The sequence below is a fragment of the Myroides guanonis genome, from assembly GCF_900114085.1.
Taxonomy (GTDB): domain Bacteria; phylum Bacteroidota; class Bacteroidia; order Flavobacteriales; family Flavobacteriaceae; genus Flavobacterium; species Flavobacterium guanonis.
Genome location: NZ_FORU01000015.1, coordinates 77,050 through 101,881, shown reverse-complemented (window position 1 = coordinate 101,881; position 24,832 = coordinate 77,050). Strand labels below are relative to the sequence as shown.

22 protein-coding genes are annotated in these 24,832 nt (G+C 29.7%); 8 read left to right on the top strand and 14 right to left on the bottom strand.

The window, feature by feature from the left end; all coding sequences use genetic code 11:
- The 4 genes from BM024_RS11965 to BM024_RS11950 form a co-directional block, all read left to right on the top strand.
- Nucleotides 1–455: integrase core domain-containing protein (locus BM024_RS11965; RefSeq protein ID WP_143077773.1), on the top strand; the 455-nt coding region annotated here is incomplete at its 5' end.
- 195 nt (nt 456–650) lie between these two features.
- Nucleotides 651–1,922: an ATP-binding protein gene (locus BM024_RS11960; RefSeq protein WP_090680714.1), complete on the top strand. Its 1,272-nt coding sequence runs from the start codon at nt 651–653 to the stop codon at nt 1,920–1,922.
- Nucleotides 1,919–2,506: a hypothetical protein gene (locus BM024_RS11955; protein ID WP_090680712.1), complete on the top strand. Its 588-nt coding sequence runs from the start codon at nt 1,919–1,921 to the stop codon at nt 2,504–2,506. Before BM024_RS11960 ends, BM024_RS11955 begins: the two co-directional genes overlap by 4 nt.
- A gap of 188 nt (nt 2,507–2,694) precedes the next feature.
- Entirely contained in the window at nt 2,695–3,684 is a 990-nt protein-coding gene (locus BM024_RS11950) for a hypothetical protein (RefSeq protein WP_090680709.1), read from the top strand.
- A gap of 153 nt (nt 3,685–3,837) precedes the next feature.
- Here the strand turns inward: BM024_RS11950 and BM024_RS11945 are convergent, their stop codons facing one another.
- The 4 genes from BM024_RS11945 to BM024_RS13765 form a co-directional block, all read right to left on the bottom strand.
- A complete protein-coding gene (locus BM024_RS11945) occupies nt 3,838–4,860 on the bottom strand; it encodes a hypothetical protein (RefSeq protein ID WP_090680705.1) in 1,023 nt (340 codons plus the stop codon).
- A 63-nt stretch (nt 4,861–4,923) separates the two neighbouring features.
- Complete coding sequence (locus BM024_RS11940; RefSeq protein WP_090680702.1) at nt 4,924–7,068, bottom strand: DEAD/DEAH box helicase; 2,145 nt, start codon at nt 7,066–7,068, stop codon at nt 4,924–4,926.
- 1 nt (nt 7,069) lies between these two features.
- Nucleotides 7,070–8,389 (bottom strand): ATP-binding protein, encoded by a 1,320-nt coding sequence (locus BM024_RS11935; protein ID WP_090680698.1) that lies wholly within the window; start codon nt 8,387–8,389, stop codon nt 7,070–7,072.
- Entirely contained in the window at nt 8,389–10,428 is a 2,040-nt protein-coding gene (locus BM024_RS13765; protein WP_177190210.1) for a tellurite resistance TerB C-terminal domain-containing protein, read from the bottom strand. Before BM024_RS13765 ends, BM024_RS11935 begins: the two co-directional genes overlap by 1 nt.
- 531 nt (nt 10,429–10,959) lie before the next feature.
- On the opposite strand from BM024_RS13765, the gene BM024_RS11925 reads away from it, so the two are divergent.
- Genes BM024_RS11925 through BM024_RS11915 form a run of 3 tightly spaced genes read left to right on the top strand, consistent with a single transcriptional unit; the run spans nt 10,960 to nt 12,043 of the window.
- Nucleotides 10,960–11,145 carry a hypothetical protein gene (locus BM024_RS11925; RefSeq protein ID WP_090680693.1) on the top strand — a complete coding sequence of 62 codons (186 nt, stop codon included), beginning with the start codon at nt 10,960–10,962 and terminating at the stop codon, nt 11,143–11,145.
- A gap of 38 nt (nt 11,146–11,183) precedes the next feature.
- Nucleotides 11,184–11,597, top strand: a complete 414-nt coding sequence (locus tag BM024_RS11920; protein ID WP_090680687.1) for an RDD family protein — start codon at nt 11,184–11,186, stop codon at nt 11,595–11,597.
- 50 nt (nt 11,598–11,647) lie between these two features.
- Nucleotides 11,648–12,043, top strand: coding sequence for a DUF5958 family protein (locus BM024_RS11915; RefSeq protein ID WP_090680681.1), 396 nt, complete (start codon nt 11,648–11,650; stop codon nt 12,041–12,043).
- 413 nt (nt 12,044–12,456) lie between these two features.
- Here the strand turns inward: BM024_RS11915 and BM024_RS11910 are convergent, their stop codons facing one another.
- The 8 genes from BM024_RS11910 to BM024_RS11875 all read right to left on the bottom strand — a co-directional run bounded on the left by BM024_RS11910 (nt 12,457) and on the right by BM024_RS11875 (nt 21,002).
- Nucleotides 12,457–13,080, bottom strand: coding sequence for a hypothetical protein (locus BM024_RS11910; protein WP_143077772.1), 624 nt, complete (start codon nt 13,078–13,080; stop codon nt 12,457–12,459).
- Nucleotides 13,081–13,180: 100 nt separating this feature from the next.
- A complete protein-coding gene (locus BM024_RS11905) occupies nt 13,181–13,837 on the bottom strand; it encodes a hypothetical protein (RefSeq protein ID WP_090680673.1) in 657 nt (218 codons plus the stop codon).
- Nucleotides 13,838–14,447: 610 nt separating this feature from the next.
- Nucleotides 14,448–15,242: a hypothetical protein gene (locus BM024_RS11900; RefSeq protein ID WP_090680669.1), complete on the bottom strand. Its 795-nt coding sequence runs from the start codon at nt 15,240–15,242 to the stop codon at nt 14,448–14,450.
- Between the two features lie 222 nt (nt 15,243–15,464).
- Entirely contained in the window at nt 15,465–16,625 is a 1,161-nt protein-coding gene (locus tag BM024_RS11895) for a hypothetical protein (protein WP_090680666.1), read from the bottom strand.
- 767 nt (nt 16,626–17,392) lie between these two features.
- On the bottom strand, nt 17,393–17,962 hold the full coding sequence (locus BM024_RS11890) for a hypothetical protein (RefSeq protein ID WP_090680659.1): 570 nt from the start codon (nt 17,960–17,962) through the stop codon (nt 17,393–17,395).
- A 135-nt stretch (nt 17,963–18,097) separates the two neighbouring features.
- Nucleotides 18,098–18,901 carry a hypothetical protein gene (locus tag BM024_RS11885; protein WP_090680656.1) on the bottom strand — a complete coding sequence of 268 codons (804 nt, stop codon included), beginning with the start codon at nt 18,899–18,901 and terminating at the stop codon, nt 18,098–18,100.
- Nucleotides 18,902–19,125: 224 nt separating this feature from the next.
- A complete protein-coding gene (locus tag BM024_RS11880; RefSeq protein WP_090680653.1) occupies nt 19,126–19,764 on the bottom strand; it encodes a hypothetical protein in 639 nt (212 codons plus the stop codon).
- 242 nt (nt 19,765–20,006) lie between these two features.
- Complete coding sequence (locus tag BM024_RS11875; RefSeq protein WP_090680652.1) at nt 20,007–21,002, bottom strand: CBS domain-containing protein; 996 nt, start codon at nt 21,000–21,002, stop codon at nt 20,007–20,009.
- 579 nt (nt 21,003–21,581) lie between these two features.
- Here BM024_RS11875 and BM024_RS11870 point away from each other — a divergent pair.
- Nucleotides 21,582–21,803, top strand: coding sequence for a hypothetical protein (locus BM024_RS11870; protein ID WP_090680651.1), 222 nt, complete (start codon nt 21,582–21,584; stop codon nt 21,801–21,803).
- Between the two features lie 1,159 nt (nt 21,804–22,962).
- On the opposite strand, the gene BM024_RS11865 is transcribed toward BM024_RS11870, so the two are convergent.
- Together BM024_RS11865 and BM024_RS11860 are read right to left on the bottom strand one after the other, a co-directional pair.
- The gene (locus tag BM024_RS11865) at nt 22,963–23,586 is read right to left on the bottom strand and encodes a hypothetical protein (protein ID WP_143077771.1); all 624 of its coding nucleotides are present in this window, start codon (nt 23,584–23,586) and stop codon (nt 22,963–22,965) included.
- Between the two features lie 356 nt (nt 23,587–23,942).
- On the bottom strand, nt 23,943–24,248 hold the full coding sequence (locus BM024_RS11860) for a DUF1493 family protein (RefSeq protein WP_090680646.1): 306 nt from the start codon (nt 24,246–24,248) through the stop codon (nt 23,943–23,945).
- Nucleotides 24,249–24,832 lie beyond the last annotated feature (584 nt).

Sequence of the window (24,832 nt, the reverse complement as noted above, 5' to 3'; positions counted from 1 at the left end):
ATCGTGAAGCTATTGCTATTGAAGCTGCACTTTCATATCCCGCACGAGCGGTTATCGAAACATTAGAAAACCTAAAAGAAGAAATAGGAGTCCCTAAATTTATTAGATGTGATAATGGACCAGAGTTTACCTCTAAAACCTTTACACAATGGTGTGCTAAGAACTTTATTGAGATTAAATATACCCAACCTGGAAAGCCGATGCAAAATGGATACATAGAGCGATTTAATCGTTTTTTTAGAGAAGATATATTGGACGTATTTTATTTTAATGATATATACCAACTGCAAAGACTCTCTGATAAATGGAAAAGGGATTACAACTTTAACCATCCTCACAAATCCCTAGGAAATAAATCTCCTAAAGAATTTAAGCCAAGATTTGATGAAGAATTTAAATTCTTCATCAAATCTGACAAGAATATCAATTATTTGTCGAATTTAGAGGTGTCCTAAAAAGGGGAAGCCTACACCTTATAAAAGTATAATTATTTATTAGAATTTTCTGTTCCGTCAAAAAAAGTATTTCTTATAACATCCTACTTTAACCTTGATTATAAGAATTCTATTACAAAAAAGAATACATTATACATTACTAGAAAAGCGTCGCTATTTTTTGTAGTTTTGACACTCGAATAACAAGACAAATAAATGAAAGAATATAAAATAAAAATAATAAATGTTGGAGCAATTAAAGAAGTAGATCTTACTCTCAATAAAATTAATATTTTTATGGGAGAACAAAGTAGTGGAAAAAGTACCATTGCTAAGATTATAAGCTTTTGTAATTGGGTTGAAAAAGACGTATCTATTAGACAATCGTTTAATCTTTATTCTGAAGACAATCTATACTTCATTGAAAAACTAGAAACTTTTCATAAAATGAAAGGGTATTTCAATGAAAAAAGTGAAATTCTATATAAAAGTAAAACTATAGAATTACACTATAAAACAGGTAACTTCAACATTAATTGGGTTGACCAATTTGCTTATAAAAGAAATAAAATTTCATATATTCCTTCTGAACGAAGTGTAGCAATTTTACCTGAAATTGAAAAAGTGGAATTAACCAATAATTATATTAAAAGCTTTTTGTTTGATTGGTTTGACGCTAGAAAAAACTATACCATTGATAGCAGAATACCTATCTTGAAAGAGATTGAATTTTATTATTCAGATAGCAATAAGGAAAGTCGTATACAAAGCAAAGATAGGACATATGATATCCTATTATCTAATACTTCAAGTGGTTTACAGTCGATGACACCATTAATCGTAATGATAGACCATTTGATAAACAATATTTATAATGATGAGTTAATCACTTCTTATGAATTAGATGAAGCAATGAAAAAGACTACTCAAATGTTAATTAGTAATCTAATCTTAATACCTACTTATGGAAAGGATTTTTTTGATTTAAAAGAAAGAAACAACAAAATAACTGAAGTAGATGAAAAAATAAACGAAAATGACAAGGATGCCTTAAAACTTTTCCAACATTATAAAGAGGTAAGAACTAACCTATTTAAAACACATAGTACAAATTTAATTATTGAGGAACCTGAACAGAATTTATTTCCTGAAACTCAAAAAACTTTAATTTACTATCTACTTGAAAGTGTTATTAAAACTTTAGAGCATAGTCTTACATTGACAACACATAGTCCTTATGTATTATACGCAATCAATAATTGTATAATGGCTTATTTGGTCCATGACAAATTATCTGATAATGAAAAACAAAGTTTAAACTGTTTGTCTTCAATGATAGACCCGAAATTAATTTCAATTTATCAAATAGATAATGGCTATATAAATTGTATTCAACAAGAGGATGGACTTATTGGAGAAAACTTTTTCGATGATCAAATGCAAAAGACGATGGATGAATTTTATTTAATGTTAAATCATTATTCATGATAAAAGAAGGGATTAGATTAAGTTATGACCATCAATTTCTTACAATTAAGGATTTTGTAGATGATTTACATATAGCTGATTATACAGAACAAACAAAAGCCGATGTAGTTAAAAGAAGTGTAGAATTTCATTCTCCAATTGGGCCGGTTGATATTAAACATTTCTCTATCGAAAATCCATTTAAATTAGATATTAGTGGTATCGAATTCGATAATTCTAGTTTTACTTGTGGAAATGGAAATCCACGATCTCAATGTGAATCTGTAATTTTCCCAACAGAATCTAATGAAAGCTCTTGGGTCTTATTTTGCGAACTTAAATACAGTTTAAATCCTTCAAAAAATAAATTCCATTTAACCAAGGCGATAAAGCAGCTGTACAAAACGAGGTATTATTATTATCAGAATGGAATTGTAAATTTTACTAACACCTCATATTTAGTAGCATCAATCCCTGCACAAAAAGTTCCTTTTGCTAATTTTACAATCTCTCCATCAAATTTATCAAAGTTAAAAAGGAAAAGAAATATAGTTCTAAAGCTTATTAATAAAATCACCATAAATAGTGAACAATTATTAGGTTAGAAATTAAATCAACACCCACTATCGTGGATTTACAATCCGTGAGAAGTAATGCGTGAACACTAACCTATTATTTTAATCAATTGAAACCCATAAAACCAATTTTACATCGAATAGAATAAGGTTGGTTTTTTTATATCATTAATTTGAGTAAATTGGCATGGATTTAACGACTCTAGCATTGTGAACAGATGAAGTACTTTACACATCCTGAAGGGATATTTGAAATTAAAATCCCATTAGATTGGCATTATAAAAACGAAGTTGCTGGCTATGAAAATAAATCGCCATTCAGCTTTGAATTGTTTCAAAATACTCAAGGATGTTTTCAAATAAGTTGCTACAATAAAAATGAACGAAAAATAAATCCGAATTTACCAAAAGGTTTATTTAATAATGACAAATTACATTTTATTAGAACCGAACTTCCTGACGATGAATTTAAAATTTTTTTATGGGCAACTGTAGTTGAAGATTACTTTTTTATGGCCAAATATGTTTGTCAACCAACAAAACGTAATTTAAACATTATAAAAAAACAAATTAAAAAAGTAGAAGATAGTCTTTCAACATTAATGTGTTTGAGTCTGGATCGAAGAGAATTTGCTATGAATTATGATAGATTCGAAAAATTCAATGCATCTTTAGCTGCATCTTTTGACTTAAAAAATAAAGCTATAAAAAATCGTTCTTATATTGAACTGATAATAATTACTGCCAACCAAATAGATGCTTACCTGCGCTTAATCATAGTTCATAAATTTCAAATAATAGAAAATTCTTCTATGTTTAAACTTGAATACTTATATCAAGCTGAAACTGACAAACCTATTATGGAAAAGAAAATTTATGACAAAGCAAAGGAAATGGCTGTCATATCTGAAGAACAGTATAATCAACTTTATAAACTTTATAATTTGAGGAACAAAGTCGTTCATAGATACATCATTACAGATATAAAAACTATGGAGCTTAAAGAAATTTGTATTGATTACGAGAAAATATGTGAAAAAATACGATTAATCTTAGCTAATATTGAAATAGAGCAATTTGAGAAAAATGTTGGCTATCATGGAAAAAAAGATCCACATAGAAATAAAAGTGAAAGTCAAATAAATGAGCTTTTCTCAATGATTAATGATAAACATTTTTCTAAAGAATTTTACAGAAAAGTAAAATAAAGTACTCCGTTATCGCAGATTTACTTCGTCTCTTGTCTGAACTGTGATTTATATGATTTAAGAATTTACTTGATTTTGAAATGAGAAATTCTGATGTTTCAATACTTAGATATACTCCAAAAGATGTCTAATTTTTGGGGAAGCTTACAAATTCTATTTACCTAGATTTAAAGTCATGCTTATAAATTTAGATAAACTTTCACCTAAAATAGCCATACCTGCATCATGTGGATTTTCTAATTTGTATCTTCCTTTTGCAGAACCATTTAAAGCATAGTCATATCCCTCAATTGAAATAATACACCAATGACTATATCTACATTCAATAACTACCTCCTCACAATAAAAAGGCCATTCTCCTTCAAAATCTATCTTTTTAATTAATTGATATTTGTAATTTGGATTGTGTTTTCTTTCATTTTCATCTTCAATTGTTCTTTTATGACAACGAAGTGGGCTCTCTAAATATCTAGTAGTAAAAACCCTATAATCTTTTACACCAAAATCTTTTTCATATAGCATACCAAAATCTTGTATATTAGAAGAAATCACTTGCTTTCCTATATCGCCTAAAGAGTCAAAAATTATTTGTCTAGATAAAGATGAAACAAATTTCTCGAATACAATTATAATATAGGTTGATATTTTTTGAAAAACTTCATGACTTAGATTAAAGTCCATAAGCTTAATAAAATCATTCGAATTAAGAATTTTATTTTCAAAATCTTGCCATCGATTTTTTGTATCTACTCCTAGCTTTGTGCTTCCAGTGATTATATCGAAATTATGATATCTAGATAGTTTTCCAAATTCAGATAGTATGAAAAGGAGCTCTTTTAAGTCTAAATCCTTGTCAAGAAATTTTTTATCTAATATAAACTGGGATTCTCTCCTTTCTAAATAATAGTTTTTAATAATCTCATCAAGAAGTTTCTCTAAATCATGTCCTAAGATTCTTATATATTTAGAATCAGGAAGTTTTTTAAATTTATGGAAATGACCAACACAAATATACACTTTCATTAAACGTTCAAAACCCTGAGACAATAACTGAAAGGGTAGAAAGTAATAACTATTGTTAAGATTAATATTTTGTATCTCCCCAAAACCTAATTTTATCAAATTACCAGAGTTTTCAAACTCATCCAACAATGCTATAAATTTCAATTTCTCCATCTTAATCTTTTAAATATTTTCACAACAATTACATTGGAACAAGATCTAGAATACCATTCATCGCTAATTATCGTTTTCTTTTAAATTAATTGTATTGAGAAAAGATAGTGTAGCTTCTATATCATATTGCTCTGAGAGCATTAACTCAACTTGTAGGTTTTCAGGTAAAAACTCAGCCCATTTTGAAAAGCTTAAATAACTAATGTTTTGCTCAAGTTCTTCGCTTAAATAGCTAGAAATATGAGCTTTATCTTCATTGAATTTATGAAACAATTTGTATAGTTCTAATGCAGTTATTACTTGAGGAAACTCCATTTTACTTTCATTCGAGTCTAAACTACAATCAATTCCATTATAATTCAAAAACAACTTAATCGTTCTATTGATTATTGTTGAAGTAAATGAATGAAACACTGTCTTATTTACTCCTATTTTTAATGGACGATCTTGAATTTCATTTCTCAATTGATAAACTTTATACTCTTGATATAGTTTCTTTAATTCGCTTGTACTTTCAATATCTAAGTAAGAATATTCTTTTTTAGTTATAAGTATAGAAACCATCTTTTGACGAATTATATGGTCGATATCACCTCCACTTCCAAAAAACCTAGGTTTATTTCCAGACTTGCTTGGTGCTACTATAATCTTTTTTGAATTTTCGTCTACCATTACTATAGTCCATATTCTTGATGCTAACAAAAAACTCTCTCCTTCCGCAATTTGATGACTCATTGGAAGTTCTCCAATGGTAACATTTTGATGAAGAACTTTATACATTTCTTCTGTTTCGAATACACTATAAAAATTCTTATTATTTACTAAGTATTCTCCTTCAACACTAATAATTAATTCACGTTCTGTTTCTTCAATTAAATCCTTCTCTACCAATGAAGTTACAATATCTTTAATTGTATCACTATTAATATCTTTAAATGAATAGTTATCAGTAAAATTCTTTATCAAAGATGGTATTGTAATACCATTTTTACTGCGTATAGTTGATAGAATTTGATGTACTAAAATGTCATATGAATTATACTTAGACCTTTTCTTGTCTAATATTTTTTCGTTATACAATTCCCAAATAGCAACACTTTGTAATAAATTCCATGGAATTGAATTGTATAATATTACTTGACTTTTCTGACCTTCTTTCCGTCCACTTCTTCCTATCCGTTGAACTAAGGAAGACACATTATGGGTAGAATCAATCTGAATCACTTTATCTATAGATCCTATATCAATTCCCAACTCCAATGTAGAAGTACAAGCTATAGCGAAAGGTGTATTATAACTCTCTTTAGCAAAATTTTCAATATATACTCGTAGTTCTTTATCTACAGAAGAATGATGAGAATAGAAATGTTTATGTCCTTGAATTTTTTCGCTTATCCTTTTTAACTTATAAGTAACCTCTTCCACTTTAGATCTGCTATTAGGAAAAATTAAAACTTTATTTTGATATACTTCTTTATAAAGGTCTTTAATCAAATCTAATGTTAATCCATTGGAGGAATCATTATCAGAAAAATATTTAAACCGAATTGTACTTTCTTTTGGTGTATTATCTTGTAATACAACTGTATTCTCAGGATTTCCACCAAAATTTTTTATCGACTGTAAATCGCCAATAGTTGCAGATAAACCTATTATCCGAAAAGAATTATGATTGTGCTTTTGAATCCGATACAATAAGGAATTTAATTGAACTCCTCGATTTGATCCATCAAAATAATGTATTTCATCAATGACAACATATTTTAGATTAGAAAATAGATGAGATACTTCGTGAGGTCTATTGCAAAACATTGCTTCTATAGACTCTGGTGTAATTAATAAGACTCCATTTGGATTTTTAATCAACCTGTTTTTTTCTGACTGTTTAGCTTCTCCATGCCACTTAGTTACCGTAACATCTAGATTTACACATAATTCCTCGATGCGTTTAAACTGATCATTTATCAGTGCTATGAGCGGAGATATATATAGTACTTGTACACCTTCCTCACCAAAATCAACGTCTGAAAGTATAGGTAAAAAAGCGGCTTCTGTTTTTCCAGAAGCCGTTCTGGCTGATAATATATAATTTTTATCTGTTTGAAGTATTTTTAGAATTGCAACGCTCTGTATTGGACGTAATTCTGACCATCGTTGATCTCTTATATACTTTTTAATAGGTTCAGAAAGTAGATCATAAGCTGTCATACTAAAACTCTTCTATTGAATCTAAATAGGACAAATCATTATCTTGCCTTTCGTCTGAAATAATCAATTCTTTAAATAAAGTGTTTTTGTCAAGATTAGGGTTTTGCCTAAGTAAGTTTAATATATTTAAAAAATCTCGAGTTACCTCCCTAGGAGTAAGGAATTCACTTGCACCAGGTTTATTGTAAATTTCTTCCATAAATATTTGAATATCACTATCGACAATTGGAGAAACAACTTTATAGTTTTGGTCAAATATGGTTTGTAAATTCTTTAATAAAACATAAACTTCATTATGATCTAAAGGGCGTAATTTAATTACAGGTTGTGCAAAGTCTCGCATCTCTAAAGTTTCGAACCTGTTCGTCTCCAATCTAGTTTTAAGAGCATTATAACTGAACAACCCTCTTCGCGGATTTTCTAGAAAATCTTTTGTGCCGGCAAAATTGAAAAACAGGTTTTCTACTTTTCCTTGCAAGCAGTCATTATAGATAGTCAATATCTTCTCATAGTTCTTTTCTCTAGTTCCTGAGTTTTGAATTTTGTAAAGATTTATTGCTTCATCTAGGTTAATCATAAAACCACTATACCCCATACTTACAAAAAGCTTACAAAAGTTTTTAAGCATATCGTAATAATTATGGTCATTGATGATTTCTCTTATACCCAATTCTGCACGTGCCTCAGTTTTCGTTTTATATTCACCTTTAAGCCATTTTAAAGCAAACTTTTTTAAGTTTTCATCACTATTGATAAAACCTTCATAGTATTTCATAATTACAGTTCCAAAGTCATAAGCTCCCACATCAGACAATTCATTAATTGTTTCCATGATGTTTTCTTGCACTAATGGAAGATATTGCTCTTGAGTTATTTCAGTTAATGCTATACCATTCGCTTTTGCTGTTTTACTCATAACACCTTCAATCCATTTTTGCAATAAAATAGGTAGAGCTCCTCCTTCAGGTTTAGTTTGAATAGCAAGATTGTTCATGATGGCAGAGTATAATAATACTGATTTTCCATCATTACTATATAGTCGGTTCTCTGGAGTAAAATCTCCATTAGCTATCACAAATTTTTGTTTTAATGCTACAGTGTTTAGTAGATGAAGCATGAAAGATTTTCCCGAACCAAAATCGCCAATCCAAAACTTCACTATACTATGTCCGTTTTTGACATCTTCTAGCGAACTAACAAATGCATTTATTTCTTCATTTCTCCCAACAGCAATATGTTGTACCCCAATTTTCGGAACCACTCCCCCAATTAAAGAGTTAACGATTGCTGTAGCTTCTTTAGGTTTTATACTTGTAACCATTATTTCAGAATTGTTTTATAGTAAGGTTCATAAATAGTCAAATTATCTTCATCGTCTTCAATTAGATTGTCATCTAATAAGTCGAAAATCTTTTCATTCAAATTGCTTATAAATGAATCAACAAACAAACCTTGATTGCTGAGATATTCTTCAACTTCTTCTCTTGATATTTCAAAATTATATTGACTAATCTTAATTAGTATATTAGACTCTATTTCTGTAAGTCCTAGAATATCTTTATAAAGACTAACACCTTTTGGCTTTGCCGATAATTTTTCTAAAACTGATGTATCTAATTCTTCAATTGATTCTTCCTCCTCTTCTAAGTACTCATTAAGCAACTCAACCGTGTTATTGAGTTGAACTTTCACATCCTCAATTTGACTTAGATCTAATTGAATTTTTTTTCGTTTTAATTCATATATGCTGGGTAGTTCTGTAAGTGCTTGAGTAATATCCTTATTATTCAGATAAGTACTTACAATTTCATTGAATCTATCTAATTGTTCTTGATTTTGGAATAAGATTTTTAAAGTAGACTTATTCATTGCCTTATCATTGAACGTGGTTGATTTCAAATCTGCTTCTATATATTTCAAGTAATACTCCAAAGCTAATACTTTGTCTCTCTTAGCAACATACTTTACGGCTTCATAAAAAATGTTTTCAACAGAAGGATTCTCTTTATTCAATTCTGCAAGTGTATCGATCGAAGTTTTATATTCAGAGGTATTTTTAAAATTCTTATTTATTTGATCAAAATTTGATTTCCATCGCGTGGTATTCATCCTATTTAGCTCAACTTCAGTATCTGAATCTGGATATTTACAATACTCCATTTGATAGTCAACTGCGTTTATAAAGTCCTCTTTAAGAGTATCATAAAGTTCTTTTGTTTTATTATTTACATAAAAATCGTCAACATTTAATTTTCTTTTATTTTGGTAGAGTTCACGTAACCTATTTTCGGTAATTCTAAACAAACGATTATAAAACTCAGAAGTATTTTGCTCTAAAGCGTAATTATAGTTTCCACTTCCTTTCCTATAACCAAATTGTTGTTTGATGATTAAATAAAAATATTCATTTACTCTATCTTCTAGAGAGATACCTTGTGAAAGATAAGTTTCTGATAATTTTAAAATACTATTACTATACAAATGATACAATTCTCTTTGAATAAATTCATTAGTATTAAAAACATTATTTCCATAATAACCAAGTTGATTTAGAATTTCAACCTGTTCATCCTTAAGTTGAAATTTCTTTTGTCTCCTACTTCCTACTTTCCAGTAATCCTCATCATAAACATTTCTTTCCTGAGAATAAAATACTGGCTCTTTTACAACATCAATGGAATAACTACTAAAATCTAATGCTAACTTTTCTTTTTCTGAAACATGAATATCAGGCTCTACTTCCTTAATACCTCCACGATGCTTTTTAAGAATCTTATTAGCATAACTTCTTACCTTTGGATAATTAAGTCCAAGGTTATCGTATAGATTAGCTAATCTCCTATAGTCTTTATTATTAAGAAATTCAATCTCTAGGTCATATAATAAAACAAAAGCATAACTAAGGTGATTCTCTCCTAACGAAATATACTTTTCTTTTAAAAAATCCTCTTTAAACTTTTTATAAAACATTAGTGCTTCGTTTGAAGCAGATTTTAAATCATTGTATGAATAAACATAGCGAATATTCCATGCAGGTATGTTATTTACTTTAATACTAGGTTGAGGGGTTGGTTGGAAAATAATATTAGATATATTAGATTCTCTTTTACTAGCTTTTTCTATTATAATCTGATTTTGTTGGGGAGGTACTGTTAACCTTTTATTATACCTTGAATTAAATCCTTTTTCTGACATCACTGCATACACAATACCTTCAAAAAAACCGACCAAAGCCGGGATAAAAGTCCAAAAAAGTAAAAGATATATAACCCCCTGAATAGGGCGATTTAAATAGAATTTATGTATTCCGAAAATTCCTAAAAATATAGCAAGCGCAGCAGCCGTATATTGATTCTTCATTTGTAATTTAGTAAGGGATTTAACGAAAATAAGTCAAATGTTATGATAATACAAGTTTATATATTTATTTGACATTTAATATTTATGAACGTGTAAATCTTGTTCAAACTTTTATGGAAAAGAATCTTTAAAAAAAAATGTGTAAAAACCTACTCTATATTTCACTACTTACTCTCTCGGATTTGCTTCGACCATCGCACCTACTGGCACCTTACTATTTTCAGTCCACAGGACTAAAAATGGTCGTACGGTACTATCTGAACTGTAATTTATTAGGAGAATGAAACTTGGAGACAGGAGAATGAAAGTAGTGATGAGTGATGCGTAATCAGTGAACAGTTCCCCTCCCTTACTCCCCTACTTAATCAATTGAGACACTTATAACCAATTTTACATGTAATAATGTAAGGTTGGTTTTTTTATATCATTAATTTGAGTAAATTGGGATGGGTTTACCGGGATAAGGGTGTAGTCTTTTTATGAAGTTGGGTTGAATCGAAATAATACTTAACTGTAAACAACATAAAACAAATGAGAAGAATTTATTTAAAACATATAGCCATCTTTCTATTCACGGGTAGTGCACTAGCTCTTTTATCTTACTATTTTGATGCTTATTCTGTAAAACAAGCTATTATTTTTGGAGCAAGTGTTGCATTTCTTTCAGGCTGGTTTTATTTTAGGCAAGACATAAAAGCACATAAACTTAAAGATTAAGGCTAATTATCCATCACACTTCTTAATTAGATAGACTATTGAACTCAGAAAAATTTATAACTCGTAGAATTATTGCCGGAATAATTGACTATACAATTATTTTTTCACTAACATCCCTTTATATTTACATATTTGGCGAATCAGATTCTGAAGGAACTTATAATGTGAGTGGAATAAGAACTTTTCCAATATTTATTTTCTGGTTGATTTATATTTGTATAGTTGAAATAACTTTGAAATCAACTCTTGGAAATTATATTGTAGGGCTTAAACCTATTGATTTACAAACTGAGAAAAGTATAAATTTCAAACAATCATTCCTTCGTCATATTGTTGATCTTGTAGACATGATGTTTTTTGGAATTGTTGCTATAATGGTAATAAAGAACTCAAAAGAAAGTCAAAGATTAGGAGATTTACTCGCCAAAACTAAAGTTGTAAGAATAAAATAACACCTCCGCTAACAAAGTTTAGAGACAGGGAAAGACATTAGAAAAATGCAATGATTGAAAATTTAATAAACAGAATCGCACAAAATAAAATTGATTTTGAGATAGGTAGTCAAACAATTTTAAATGAACACAGTACTGATTTTCAAACAATTTTAGCACAATTGAAAAACTACATTTTCAATTCAATTCCGAACAAAACAAACTACAACTCCGAAACTTATCAAAACGCGATAAATACAATACCATTAAAACAAACTTCTACTCCAATTGTGATTCTAAAAACTTTTCCGACTAAAATTGCATTTAACAAACTTGAACAGTTACCGGAAAGTGAACAACATAAAGTAATAATTTCCTTGTTATGGATATTTAAGGAAACAGATTCTCAAAGACTAAATACAGAATGTAAAAATGGTTGTGAACACAAGTGGCACAATGTTGAATAAAAAACAAATCTAAAAAGATGGCTGGGATTTACTACGACCATCACACCTACTGGCACCTTACTATTTTCAGTCCACAGGACTAAAAATGGCCGTGCAGTCCTATCTGAACTTTGATTTTACATTAGGAGGACGGAACCTAAGAAAATGTCTTGTAGACATTTTTAGTGAAGAGGCCAGATGGCGAGGTGGCTGATAGTGAACGAGCCTGGCGACGTGATTGCCGTAAAAGAGACAGGAGACTGAACAAAACCCACTCTCACGGATTTACTACGGCTATAAAGAACACTTCATTGTGGAATACGAATATCGAGCCTCGAACGAGGTTTCTACAAAAAATAAACCCGATATTATAATATCGGGTTTAATACTTCTATTTATTGAAGATTGATAACTACAATACTTACAGAAAAGTTCTAATCAATAACTAATGGAACTCTATTAGATTCTATTTTACCAAAATAAGGCTCATATCCTTTTGCCTTTAATTCATCCAATATCTCTTTACTTAAATATTTCTCAATGCTCTCAGGATTCATTTGATAACTTAAATAAAAGTCATACTGACCATTTTCGAAATTCTCATAATCTTTATAAGAAAAGAAAAATGATCCTGTGATGTAATGATTAAAATAAAAATATACGTTTAATCTTTTGCTTTCTTTACTTTTTAATAGAACGAAGTCATTAATAGTTTTACTTCTTACTTTATTTTCCCAAGTTTCTGATAGTTCATCTATCTTATCGTCCCCATAGTACTCTATAATTGTGGGAACACTTTCCTGAATATTCTTTTCATAAACAATTTGTCTAATAGGGAAAATTTGTTGTTGATAAAGATTTATCTTGCTAAAATCATAAGCCAAAGTAGAAGTATCTATTGGAAGCCAAATATCCTTATCGGTATTATTTGTTATTTTCACATCCACCATCAAACTGTCTTGTACAAAAGAATTCTGTATTTCAAATACAACTTCTTTATTTTGAGCGAATGCTAGGTTACTCAGCATCACAAAAACTATATACTTTATTATTTCCATCTTATTAATTTAAAAACTCCAATTATTACTCTTTGCTTGATTGATAAATTTCTGATGTTCTGCAGAATTATACATACCCATTACAGATCCCATATTAAAATTATATGCTTGAATTTCTGATAGAGCTTTTGCAGCAAAACGATCTCCTTATTTTGAAACATCTTTTATCTATTTCATAAGTATCCTTTAAATCAAAGAAATAACTATTAAGATTCATTCTTATTTCATTATATCCTTTTTTGATATCTATTGATTCAGTAGAAGCTGTATCATAGTTAGAGTTATAAATATAACCAATACTCTTATCATATTTAAATAACACTTTTATAGACTCAATCGATTCTCCTTTATAAGAAAATTCTGTTTCGCCTTGTTTATCAATACTTCCCAAAAAAAACTCATTGTCTTTTGTATAAATAAAAACTTTTATATTGCTAAAAACTACCTCTTCAATATTTACAACAATTTTTAATTCATCATTATTCTGCGGTTTCTGAATTATTAAGTAGGGTAATTTCAATCTTTCTATCAAATCATCTATACATAGATTTCCTTTTTCATTCAAATAATACTTTCCTAATATTGTACCATTACTTGAAAAAAGAGACATCTTGTCTTGGATCACAAAAGTTGAATCTTTATTTAGCATCATAAGCATACTATTATCTTTCGAATAATATCTATTATAAGTTATCTCTTTTTTAATATTACAACTACAACACAAAATAATCAACATCAAAAATATTCCTTTCATCATTTTTAAATTTTTAGAATGGATAATTCTTACTTAATATTGAATTTCCATTAGCCACAAAAAAAAACCGTTTATTTTATTTTTCCTCTTCCCTACCTTCTACAAGCTGGTTAATATAAAGAAATTTTGAATACTAGATTTAAAAGTGATTATTTTGATATCATTTGATATATAATGATTTACATTATTCTATAAACCACTGTATATCAACACCTAATAACATTATAAAAGTACTTTGTTCGGGGGCTCTTCGGGGATTTCTAGTGTTTACTTGGGCTAGAGGCTCATTTACCAGGGTCGAGCGTTAAGAAAATGTCTTGTAGACATTTTTAGTGATGAAGCCAGGAGGCGTGTTGGCAAGAACATGACTCGAAGGAAACCCAAATAAAACCACAGAATTTGTGTTTTTTAGCATTCAATCTTTTGGATTAATCTAAATTTTTCAAGTATTTTTTACGCTATCTTTTGTCAAAATTGCTTGTAACGTTTCGTATATGAGCAGTAGCGTGGTTCGTCACGGACAATTGCAAACAGGTACATATCATTGGAGAATCCGCAGGATTTTCCAAGTAGGGAAGAACAAGCCATTGCTTATACACATTGTTACCACCAGTTATTTATACCTATGATTGTAAAATTCTTTCCCATCTCTCAAAATAGGACCTTTAACAATTTTGTTTAAAATTAAATCTATTTCTATACCATTCGCCAAAGTATAATGTAATTCAACAAAACCATATTTTTCATTAAAGTAACTTTTCAATTTCGATTTTCCAAGTCTTGAGTTTGCCATTGCCTCAATCACAACACAATCTATTTCTCCAAAATTAGAATTTATCTTTTCAGTACCTATGATTTCATATGCGTATTCTAATAATAGTGAATCTTCCCATTCGCCCCATATTTTATTTGACCATTGATTTCCAATAATCATACTGTCAACCCATTTAAATCCTACTGGTTTATTCAAGACAATATAAGGAAAAGGACAGGTTTCTAATGATTTGAAAAAACCTTCTCTAGGTGGATGAATCCAAATATTCTTTTCATTTTCTACTAAACCAGTAAATGATAAGGATTTTGGATTGGGTTCGTAACTATAAATTATTTCTGTCTGTTTTTTATTTGTCCTTTGAAATATTTTTGGTTTGAGGACTGTTAAACGAATTTCATTTATTACGAGTGAAGCAATATCATTGGTAAGTTCAATAGAATCACCGTCATTATTTTTAATAAAGTATTTCGAATTATTTTCCCTAATATCAAATTTAAAGCTGAACTCTTTGCCTAAACTATAAACTTTGTTATTCTTATCTACTTTTGAATTTTCAATAAATACTTTATCATATTGCTGTCCGAACGATAAACTTGAAATCAAAATTATTAATGTAGTTACGATGTTTTTCATAATTGGTGGTCACGTTAGGGGGCTTGGCGTCAGAGGTGGAAATTGAAGCGAAAAGTTTTCAATTTAACGACACGGTATGCAAAAGCCAATTCATTGAATAAATTTATGGAAAAAAGTCAATATAATTGGCTCTTTACGGAATAGAAAGCCGGAACTTCAAATTTTGCACTTAATCCGCCATTGCGCCAAACCCTTGTTAGCTGCTACCCATTTTTTAACAGTTTATTTTGGCTCAATAAATTTTGCTGGTGTTATTCTCGGTACAACTATCAAATAATCATATCCTTTAATAACTCTTGAAAGCATTACATTTTCAACGGAAAGTTTATTTTCTGAAATTGCTTTTTTAAATGGTTGTAAATCAAATAAATGCCAAGTTTCATCTTTTGCAATATTAAAAAACGGTTTGTAAATTTTCAAATAAGCACTATTCTCATCAATGATTTGTGTTGGATTGCTTTTGTCGGGTGTTCCAGAATAACCACTTTTACCTATTATCAAGATGTGTAAAGATTTTCTAAACTCACTATCTTCGATATTATTCACGAAGTTTCCGATGTCATAAATTTCTAAAAGACTTTCTCCGCTTGGCATATGAACAGCTCCAAATTTGAAAAGATTCTTTTTTCCTTTCCAATTTGGCAGTTCTTTAATTAGTTGATTTTTCATCCATTGAATTCGCAAATGATGTTTTGATTCTAAGTAAATTTCTCGACTTAGTTTCAATGCCATTAATTGCTCAGTTTCTTTTGCAGATAAATTCAATGCAAGAAGTTCATTCAATTTATTTTGAAAATCATCTGTAAACATATAAATGTCAGAGGAATTCTTTTTAGAAGTTGCTTCCATTGACGAATAAATTGATTTTGCTTTTTCGTTTTTGGATTGATTTTTAAGTTCACTAATTATCAATCTGTCAGCTACTAAAGAAATTTGGTCTAATCCAATAATATTTGTTTTCGATTTTACAAATTTTTGAAATAATTCAAATTCAGGTTTTAGTTCGAAAAATGAAAAATTATCGCCATAGTTTTTTAAAAAATCATTCAGTTTCTTGTCGTTTAAGTTTTCAATTTTACTTTCAATAGTTTTAGCTGAAAAAGGGTCGATTTCACAAATAAAATTGTCGAAATGAATTTCAGAACTTAATGTGTTAATCAAATATGGAATTTCATTAGTAAAATGCTCTTCGCCAACTAAAATGGAATTGCTTTTTTTAGAAACTTCAAGAAGTTTTTCCCAACCATTTCCGATAAATGTATTTTTATTTGTCGGGTTAAAAGTTGAGATATTTTCAGAAGCTAATTTTTGGATTTCGGATTCTTGGGCGAAAATTAGGTTAGTGCTTAAAAGTGTCAATAAAAGTATTTTCAATAATTTCATTCTCCTATTTTATTTTATGACGATTTTTTATTGGATTGCAGATAACAGAGTTTTCCACGAAACAAAATACAGCATGGTTTCGTAAAACCCATCTAGATCCGTATTTCGTTAAATTATTAGTTATTATATTTATATTCAGAAGAAAAGTGCAGTTCGTTAGCAGGCATATTTCTTAAATTTTGCCTAAACATAGAAAAAGAAAATATGTTAAACAAATCTAAATATACAGAAATAATTATGTCCCGAAAGGGGATTAGGAATAGGTCTTCTATTTCCTATACTGGCTTTGGGATTCCATATTGTTTCATATGATTATGTCACTTTTTAACAGGGGAAAGTAACTTGGAGACAGGGGACGGAAACGTGATGAGTAATGAGTGAAGCGTGAAACGTAATGCGTCAGAAGTAATGGGTAATGGGTAATGAGTGATACGAAAAACGTGATGATAAAACAGTAATACGACACGAGCATAGCGAACTGACGAAGTAAAAGACGTGATGCGTAATCAGTGAACAGTTCCCCACCCTTTCTCCCCTACTTAATGATTTGAAACCCATAAAACCAATTTTACATTTAATAATATAAGGTTGTTTTTTTATATCATTAATTTGAGTAAATTGGCATGGATTTAACCTGCCTGGCCTTGACGAGGCTACTAACTTTGGAACTGATTATTTTCTTTTAAAGATGAAATTTCTTACGAAATGCAAACGTGGATTTTCTATAAAATTTGCAATCTTGCCAAACGCCTCTTTACTGTTGGTCTTTATTCACTTATTTTTAGTTTTTTCAATACTGCATCTTTTTTTGCTTTCAATTGTTCAGCGCTGATTTTTTCATTTGATTCGTTTATTAACCTACAAAATTGTTCTAGGTTTTTTGTTCCACCAAGTTTAATACCTTCTTTAAGAACATCTTTCGAACTTAAATATTTATCTAAATGCGGCAAAATAATTTCTATAATCTTTCTGCTTAAGTACTCTGCAAAGAGATTAAACTCTTTAGTGATTTGATAGTAATTTTTCAATTTCGGTTCCAGATGTTGGATATAAGAACTCGAAATTGGCTCAAAATTTTCTATTAGAATGTCAGTGTCAAAAATCGAAACAATTGCAAATTCAGTCTTTAAAGAGCTTGACGAGCCTTGCCAAGAACCACGAGAATCTAAATGAATGATATGAACAATATCGTTAGACTTTCTAATCAATTTTCTACCAAACTTTCTAAATCCAAACGGCTCAAGTTTCTCAGTCACTATATTTTCAATTGATATTTTCGCATTACTTAATTCTCCTTTTTCAAGAGGTTTATAAGATTTTAAATCTTCCCAATTCATTACTTGTACTAATTTTGTCGAAGGCTTGCAGCTAACGTGCCTGGGCTTTGCAAAATGGAGTGAATTGAAAGCAAAAACTTTAAATTTAAGCCTTACCACTTCATTGCGCCAATACGATGTTATGTGTAGCTGTTTTTACTCTGCAAGTTCGGTCTTTAATTTTTCAAAGTTTTTAATGTGCTTGTCGATTTTCGCTTGGTCTTTAGTGGAGAGTAAAAATGATTTTTTTCGACCAGTAACCATTGTGTCCCAAACTGTTTTATTGTCAGCTCCAACGATGTTACAAGAATTTGTCGCCTTAAACATTTTACAATTGGTATTTACTAGTCTGGTTGCTAACCAGGCGTATTCTTTTGTCTCAAATTGATTTGACAAAAACAAAGTTTCTAAGTTATTCAGATGTCCTAATGGCTGTAAAGTATCGTCCGCAATCTTCAAATTTGTCAGGCTAAGAGTTTTTAAGTTTGTTAAATTCTTTAGCGAATTAATTGACTTTATTTTCAATGGTTTGTTGTGTCCGCCACCAAGTGTCAAGTCGCTTATTTGAGCTGCTAATGAAAGCTGATCTATTTCTTCTAGTTTTGAAAAGTCAGTTATTTCAAGCGTCTTTAAGACTTTGTTTTTGCTGATGTCCCAAAGAGAAGTTGATTTAGTATTCCAATTCAAAATTATCGTCTCAGTTTTATCGAGTGTTTCAAGAATTGTCAAGTCTTTTGCTAATACTTGATATATATTTAGATACTTTAAATTAACCAATGGAAGTATTTTTCTTAACTCTTTGTCATTTGCTCCAATAAGCCACAGATTTTCAATAGAAAGCTCTTTTAGTCTTTCAATGTTTTTAGCAGAAGTAGACATATATAAAGACTTCTCATTCTTGTCGAAATCATTCAAGTCTGTGGTAAGTACATTTGGTTTTTGCGGTAAATTGTCTGTCATTGTCGTTCGTTACAGTTACACATAACGTTTCTGGGTTTGGCACACTTGGCGGAAATTGAAGTAAAAAGTTTCAATTTAGTGACACAGTAAGCAAAAGCCAATTAATTGAATAAATTTAAGAAAAAAGTCAATGTAATTAGCTTTTTGCGGCATAGAAAGCCGAAACTTCAAATTTTGCACTTAATCCGCCATTGCGCCAAACCCTTGTTATATGCTGTGCCTATTTATACCTTTAGTTTTAAAAAATTCAGGTCATTAATTGTATCCCATAAAAATTCATAATCTTGGTTTAAAGTAAGATCATTTCCGTAGGGCTTCAATGTTTTATATTGAAGTATAGTTCCTGCGTTATATTTTTTTTCGTGCCGAAAATCGAAATCAGCCGTGTCCGGTGAGTAACTATCTTTGAAACAATAATGAGTATGATCTGTAGCAAGAATAAAATAGCACAAATCAATGTCGTGCTTTTTATATAATTCAAGATTAGAAATATCTTTGAAAACGTCATAACGATTATTAGGTTCTCTGTGATTATCTTTTTTAAAAAATTTTAATTCAATAGCTGCTTTCGTAGAGTTTTCATTATCTTGATACTTCAATAGTAAATCTATTCTAGCTCTATCAGATTTACTTTTTATACTAGTTCCGTTAAGAGAAATATAAGTTTCAAATTCTAGATGAAATTTATCAACTAGTCTAAATTCATAAAGCTGTCCTATAGTTTTCAAGATATGACCAAATTCAAGTTGAAAAGCACTTTCATTTCTTGCTGTTAAACCTCCAAAAGCAAGCTTATGAGTTAGTAATTTGTATGCAGTTTCAATTATTTCTTCAATTAATCTTATTTGGTTTTCTTTGAGCATTTTTGCTTATCTATTTTACGGACGTTTTTTCAAATGGTATTGCACATAATAGGCCGCCTATTAACGATAGTGGCGGATTTGAAAGCCTAACCTTTCAATTTTGAACTAAGCTAAGCAACAGCCTTTTATTATTTCTAAATTTATGAAGAAAGGAAATGTAAAAGGCTCTTACACCAAAAAAAGGAGAAACTTTAAATTTCTCCCTTAACTCGCCATTGAGCCAAGCTCATGTAGCAGAAGTACTATTTTATCATAAAGAAGTTTTCAAGAAATTTTGAAGTCTTTCTCAAAGAATCTAAATCTTGTTTTGAGATTTTATCTGGATGAAAATGCATAACAGCATTTCTAATATTTCGAATAGAATGTAAATTCTTAATGAAATCTGATTTATCAAAAGGAAGATTAAGCACTTTCCAACATTCTTCATTTTCCATAATTCTGAGATATTCACCAAAAGTCATATCACTAATTGACTCAATACATCTTTGATCTTCAAGTGATATTACTTTAGGCAAATCTTCAATTACTATTTTGTCATTAAGAATTAACCTTATGTAATTTTCAATTTGTTCTAACAGAATGAATGGTTCAATTTGTTCAATAAATTCTTCATTTAAGTCAGATGTCGTTACTGGACCTTTTATTTTTTGTTGGCTGTCTTTTATAAAAATAACTCCATATTTTATCACATCTTTTATTGCTTCGAAAAGTGGAGTGTTTTCATCTAGTACTGTGAAATCATTAGACATATAATCTTTCACAATATTAGAGTCTTTTTTTGCAATAAAACCTTTAGCGATTGTCTGCCAATTTATTATTCCTAAAACATTTCGTTCATCGTTCATCACTGGTAATTGTGAAAAATCATTTTGCCACATTAGATGAAACGCTTTATCCAAATTAGCATCTCTTTTTACACTAATTGGAGTTTTAGAGGTAGCTTCAAGAACAGAAAGACGACTAATAGGGTCGAATTCTTCGTTATTTGAATCTCCATTCTTTATCTTAGCTTTATCTTTTTCTTTGAGTTCAATAATTTCGTCAATCCACCCATTTTGATAGTTTGGAACTACCATCATTTTTTCTCTATCAAGAAATTCATTTATCCTCCAAACATTACCACTTGTTCTTTTTTCACAGTAATCAAATTCCCATAAAAATTTTCTAATTGACATTTTTTGTGATTGACCTGTTTTTTTTATTTCATTTACTAGGTCGATGAATTCTTTTCTAGGCATAATTGTATTATAGCATTTCTGCTAACATTATTTTTTTACGAGATAAAATAGCGTATAGTTTCGTAAAACCTCATCTATATCTGTATTTCGTTAAATTCTTAGTTATTTTATTTATATCTAAAATCAGAAGAAAAGTGCAGTTCGTTAGCAGGCATTTTTCTTAAATTTTGAGCCAAACTTAGAAAAAGAAATTATGTTAAACTAATCAAAACGAGATAAAAAAATATATCCCGAAAGAGGCTTTGAACTAGGAACTTGCAAGCCTTGATAGATTATGGAGTTGAGAGGATTGAAGGGAGATTATGTCACTTTTAAATAGGGGACAGAGAATTGGAGAAAGGGGACTGAAAACAGTGAAGCGTGAACAGTAATGCGAAATGCGTGAGCAGTGAAGCGTGAAACGACACGAGCATAGCGAACTGACGAAGTAAAAGTGTGAAACGTAATAAGTGGTTTGAAGGGCTATGGGTTTATTGAGATCCCAATTACTTTCTCTTATTTAATATAGTTTTAATTATTAAACAATTAAACTTCGTAAATTTGTTGCTAAATTAGTATCAATGTAATACCCACACGACTATGAGCTCAACAACCCTAAATCAAGTGAATTCAAAACTTAAAAAGCTTCCAGAGACACTACTAGAAGATGTTGAACGTTATATTGACTTTTTAACGTTTAAATATAACCAAGATACTCCTGAGATTCCACTGTGGCACAAAGATATTGTTTCCAATAGAATAAAAGATTCACAAGAACCAGTAGACGCTTTTAAAATGATAGACGAATTAGAGGTGGAATAATGAATGTCTATAATATTGTGTCCGACCCCAGGGTAAAAATTGACCTTAGAAATGCTAAAGATTATTTGAATAGTAAATGAAACAAACAAGGTCTCAAATTTTTAGCTGAATACCGAAAAGCCTTAAACGATTTAAAGCAAATTCCTTTTTTTGAACAACGTTATAAAGATATTCACTGCATACCTTTAAAAAAACACAAATACCTTGTTCATTATAGAATAGATCATAATAAAAATCAAATACATATTTTAGCTATCTTATCAACACACCTAAATCCTGAAAAAAATTGGTTATAATTTTAATCTAACGGATTTTTGACTTTCAATTTCTCTTCTCGACTACCCTATTCTCAAAAAACTAGTTAATATAAAAAATTGAATACTTGATTTTGAAAGTGATTGTTTTTGATATCATTTGATATATAATGATTCAAAATAATTTACAAACCTCTGTTATCAATACCTAAAAACAGCATAAAAGGATTTTGTTCGGGGACTCTTCGGAGATTTCTAGTGTTTACTTGGGCTAGAGGCCTGTTTTCCAGGGCGGAGCGTTAATAAAATATCTAGTAGGATCGAGCGTTTAAAAAATGTCTAGAAGACATTTTTAGTGAAGAGGCCAGATGGCGAGGTGGCTGATAGTGAACGAGCCAGGAGGCGTGTTGGACGTAAACATGACTCGAAGGAAACCCAAATAAAACCACAGAATTTATGTTTTTTGACACCCATATTTTGGATTAAGTATTTATGTTTGAGGTTCTACTATGAGTATAAACATCTTCATAAAGGCTATTTATAGTTGTTTTAAAAGGACTTTGTAGAAGAACTACCTCTTTCGTCCAAAGAGGCATTAAGAGAGCTTAGAAGGAAGAAAAATTGTCTGCGTTTTAATTTTTTGTGATTAATGGTTTTTCATGATTTTTAAATAGAGAACCAATTTAAAAATCATGAAAAACTCATCTAGAATTAAATTCTTGGTTTCTATAACTATATAAAAAATCTGCTTGGTTTCTAAACCAAGCAGATTTTTCAACTTACACAGTTTTTAGTACAGTGTCAGAGGTTTCTACAAAAATTAAACCCGATAATTCTAATTAAAATATCGGGTTTAATGCTTCTATTTATTGTAGATTGATAACTACAATACTTACAGAAAAGTTCTAATCAATAACTAATGGAACTCTATTTGATTCTATTTTGCCAAAATAAGGCTCATATCCTTTTGCCTTTAATTCATCCAATATCTCTTTACTTAAATATTTATCAATGCTCTCAGGATTCATTTGATAACTTAAATAAAAGTCATACTGACCATTTTCGAAATTCTCATAATCTATAAAACAAAAATAGTCCAAACTATTTAAGCGATGATAAAAATAAAAATACAAGCTTAATATTTTTGATTGTCCTTTGGGTATTAATACAATGTCTTCAATAGTTTTATTTTTCATACGATCATCCCATGCCAGATATCCAAAAGTAAAAAAATAATCCGAACCCTCAACCCCCTGAACACCAACATCCTTATTCAATTTTTTATCAAAAATAATCTGACTAATAGTAAAAAAATCTCTTGTATATCTATCTGACATTGTTTGATCATAAGCCAAAGTAGAAGTATCTATTGGAAGCCAAATATCCTTATCGGTATTATTTGTTATTTTCACAGCCACCATCAAACTGTCTTGTACAAAAGAATTCTGTATTTCAAATACAACTTCTTTATTTTGAGCGAATGCTAGATTACTTAGCATCACAAAAACTATATACTTTATTATATTCATCTTAATAATTTAAAAGCCTTCTGCCCTTCATATTAATTACTAAGACAATAATACGTAAAAATAGTGATTGTCATATTTTTTTGGTTACTATAGCCGCCTTCTCTACTAGTTAATAGGCAAGATCTATTTTCAGCATACCTCTGCCCGATCGCTCTGATTTACTTCGGCCATCGTACCTACTGGCACCTTACTATTTTCAGTCCACAGGACTAAAAATGTCCGTGCGGTCCTGTCTGAACTTTGATTTCTATGATTTAAGGATTTCTATGATTTTGGGAAACCTACAAGAATATATCTATAAACTCCATCCTAATATTAAACAATAGAAAGCCGAGCAATGCTCAGCTTTCTTATTCTTATACTGGATCAAACCATTCTTTTTTCTTTGCTACTTTAATTAAATGCTGAATAGTTATTTTTGGTTTATCATCATAATCATTTCTTTTCAATCTAATGACACCCCATAAACTTGCTTTAGGATAGAAGAATTTATCTAAATCTAAATATCCTTTTTCAATTTCAAATTTCTCAAAAAACTCAAGAAAGAGATAGTAAGCATCATCCTCATTCTTACAAAAATCTGTCAATGATGAAGACATTGTTAGCTTGCTACTTACAGCTTTCTTAAAAAAAACAAGCACATCATTTTCTAATATATTCATATCATTTATTATAAAAAGTATACGCGCCTCCAGACATTCTAGATCCGCCTAAAACTAATAAATTTATACCTAGAAATATATCTTGGCTATCTCAAGCATCGTAGTTGTGCCCTCTATATTAATTACTATGACAATAATACGTAAAAATAGTGATTGTCCTATCCTCCGGTTACTATAGTCATCTAAAAGCAAGGTTAGAATTTGTTTTTGAGTTTTCCCCTCTCCCCTCTTACTTAATCAGTTGAAACACTATAAACCAATTTCACAGGCAATAATGTGAGATTGTTTTTTTTATGTCATTAATTTGAGTAAAATGGGATGGATTTAACGGAATAAAAAAATTCAGCATCAAATATAAACATTGACACGTTAGTTGTTTGTTTAGAAAAAGAGAAGCTTAAGCATTATGAGACTGTCTCTTATTATGATATTCTAATTAGTATAGACAAATGGGTGTAAAAAGGAATAAAAAAAGAGGAGTTTAAATAAACTCCTCTTTTAAAATTTTCTACTAAGTTACATTTCCACGAAGGAAAGAGGCTTTACTAAGTCTGTATGGGGTAAGTGTACTAAATAAGACTAAC

Bases quoted from the DNA above. Each gene is read 5' to 3' on its own strand.
- BM024_RS11890 (WP_090680659.1), bottom strand. From the start codon at position 17,962: ATGAATTGGGAAGATTTAAAATCTTATAAACCTCTTGAAAAAGGAGAA.
- BM024_RS11955 (WP_090680712.1), top strand. From the start codon at position 1,919: ATGATAAAAGAAGGGATTAGATTAAGTTATGACCATCAATTTCTTACA.
- BM024_RS11910 (WP_143077772.1), bottom strand. From the start codon at position 13,080: ATGGAAATAATAAAGTATATAGTTTTTGTGATGCTGAGTAACCTAGCA.
- BM024_RS11935 (WP_090680698.1), bottom strand. From the start codon at position 8,389: ATGGTTACAAGTATAAAACCTAAAGAAGCTACAGCAATCGTTAACTCT.
- BM024_RS11885 (WP_090680656.1), bottom strand. From the start codon at position 18,901: ATGACAGACAATTTACCGCAAAAACCAAATGTACTTACCACAGACTTG.
- BM024_RS11865 (WP_143077771.1), bottom strand. From the start codon at position 23,586: ATGAATATAATAAAGTATATAGTTTTTGTGATGCTAAGTAATCTAGCA.
- BM024_RS11950 (WP_090680709.1), top strand. From the start codon at position 2,695: ATGAAGTACTTTACACATCCTGAAGGGATATTTGAAATTAAAATCCCA.
- BM024_RS11880 (WP_090680653.1), bottom strand. From the start codon at position 19,764: ATGCTCAAAGAAAACCAAATAAGATTAATTGAAGAAATAATTGAAACT.
- BM024_RS11940 (WP_090680702.1), bottom strand. From the start codon at position 7,068: ATGACAGCTTATGATCTACTTTCTGAACCTATTAAAAAGTATATAAGA.
- BM024_RS11915 (WP_090680681.1), top strand. From the start codon at position 11,648: ATGATTGAAAATTTAATAAACAGAATCGCACAAAATAAAATTGATTTT.
- BM024_RS13765 (WP_177190210.1), bottom strand. From the start codon at position 10,428: ATGAAGAATCAATATACGGCTGCTGCGCTTGCTATATTTTTAGGAATT.
- BM024_RS11860 (WP_090680646.1), bottom strand. From the start codon at position 24,248: ATGAATATATTAGAAAATGATGTGCTTGTTTTTTTTAAGAAAGCTGTA.
- BM024_RS11875 (WP_090680652.1), bottom strand. From the start codon at position 21,002: ATGCCTAGAAAAGAATTCATCGACCTAGTAAATGAAATAAAAAAAACA.
- BM024_RS11960 (WP_090680714.1), top strand. From the start codon at position 651: ATGAAAGAATATAAAATAAAAATAATAAATGTTGGAGCAATTAAAGAA.
- BM024_RS11870 (WP_090680651.1), top strand. From the start codon at position 21,582: ATGAGCTCAACAACCCTAAATCAAGTGAATTCAAAACTTAAAAAGCTT.
- BM024_RS11945 (WP_090680705.1), bottom strand. From the start codon at position 4,860: ATGGAGAAATTGAAATTTATAGCATTGTTGGATGAGTTTGAAAACTCT.
- BM024_RS11900 (WP_090680669.1), bottom strand. From the start codon at position 15,242: ATGAAAAACATCGTAACTACATTAATAATTTTGATTTCAAGTTTATCG.
- BM024_RS11905 (WP_090680673.1), bottom strand. From the start codon at position 13,837: ATGATGAAAGGAATATTTTTGATGTTGATTATTTTGTGTTGTAGTTGT.
- BM024_RS11925 (WP_090680693.1), top strand. From the start codon at position 10,960: ATGAGAAGAATTTATTTAAAACATATAGCCATCTTTCTATTCACGGGT.
- BM024_RS11895 (WP_090680666.1), bottom strand. From the start codon at position 16,625: ATGAAATTATTGAAAATACTTTTATTGACACTTTTAAGCACTAACCTA.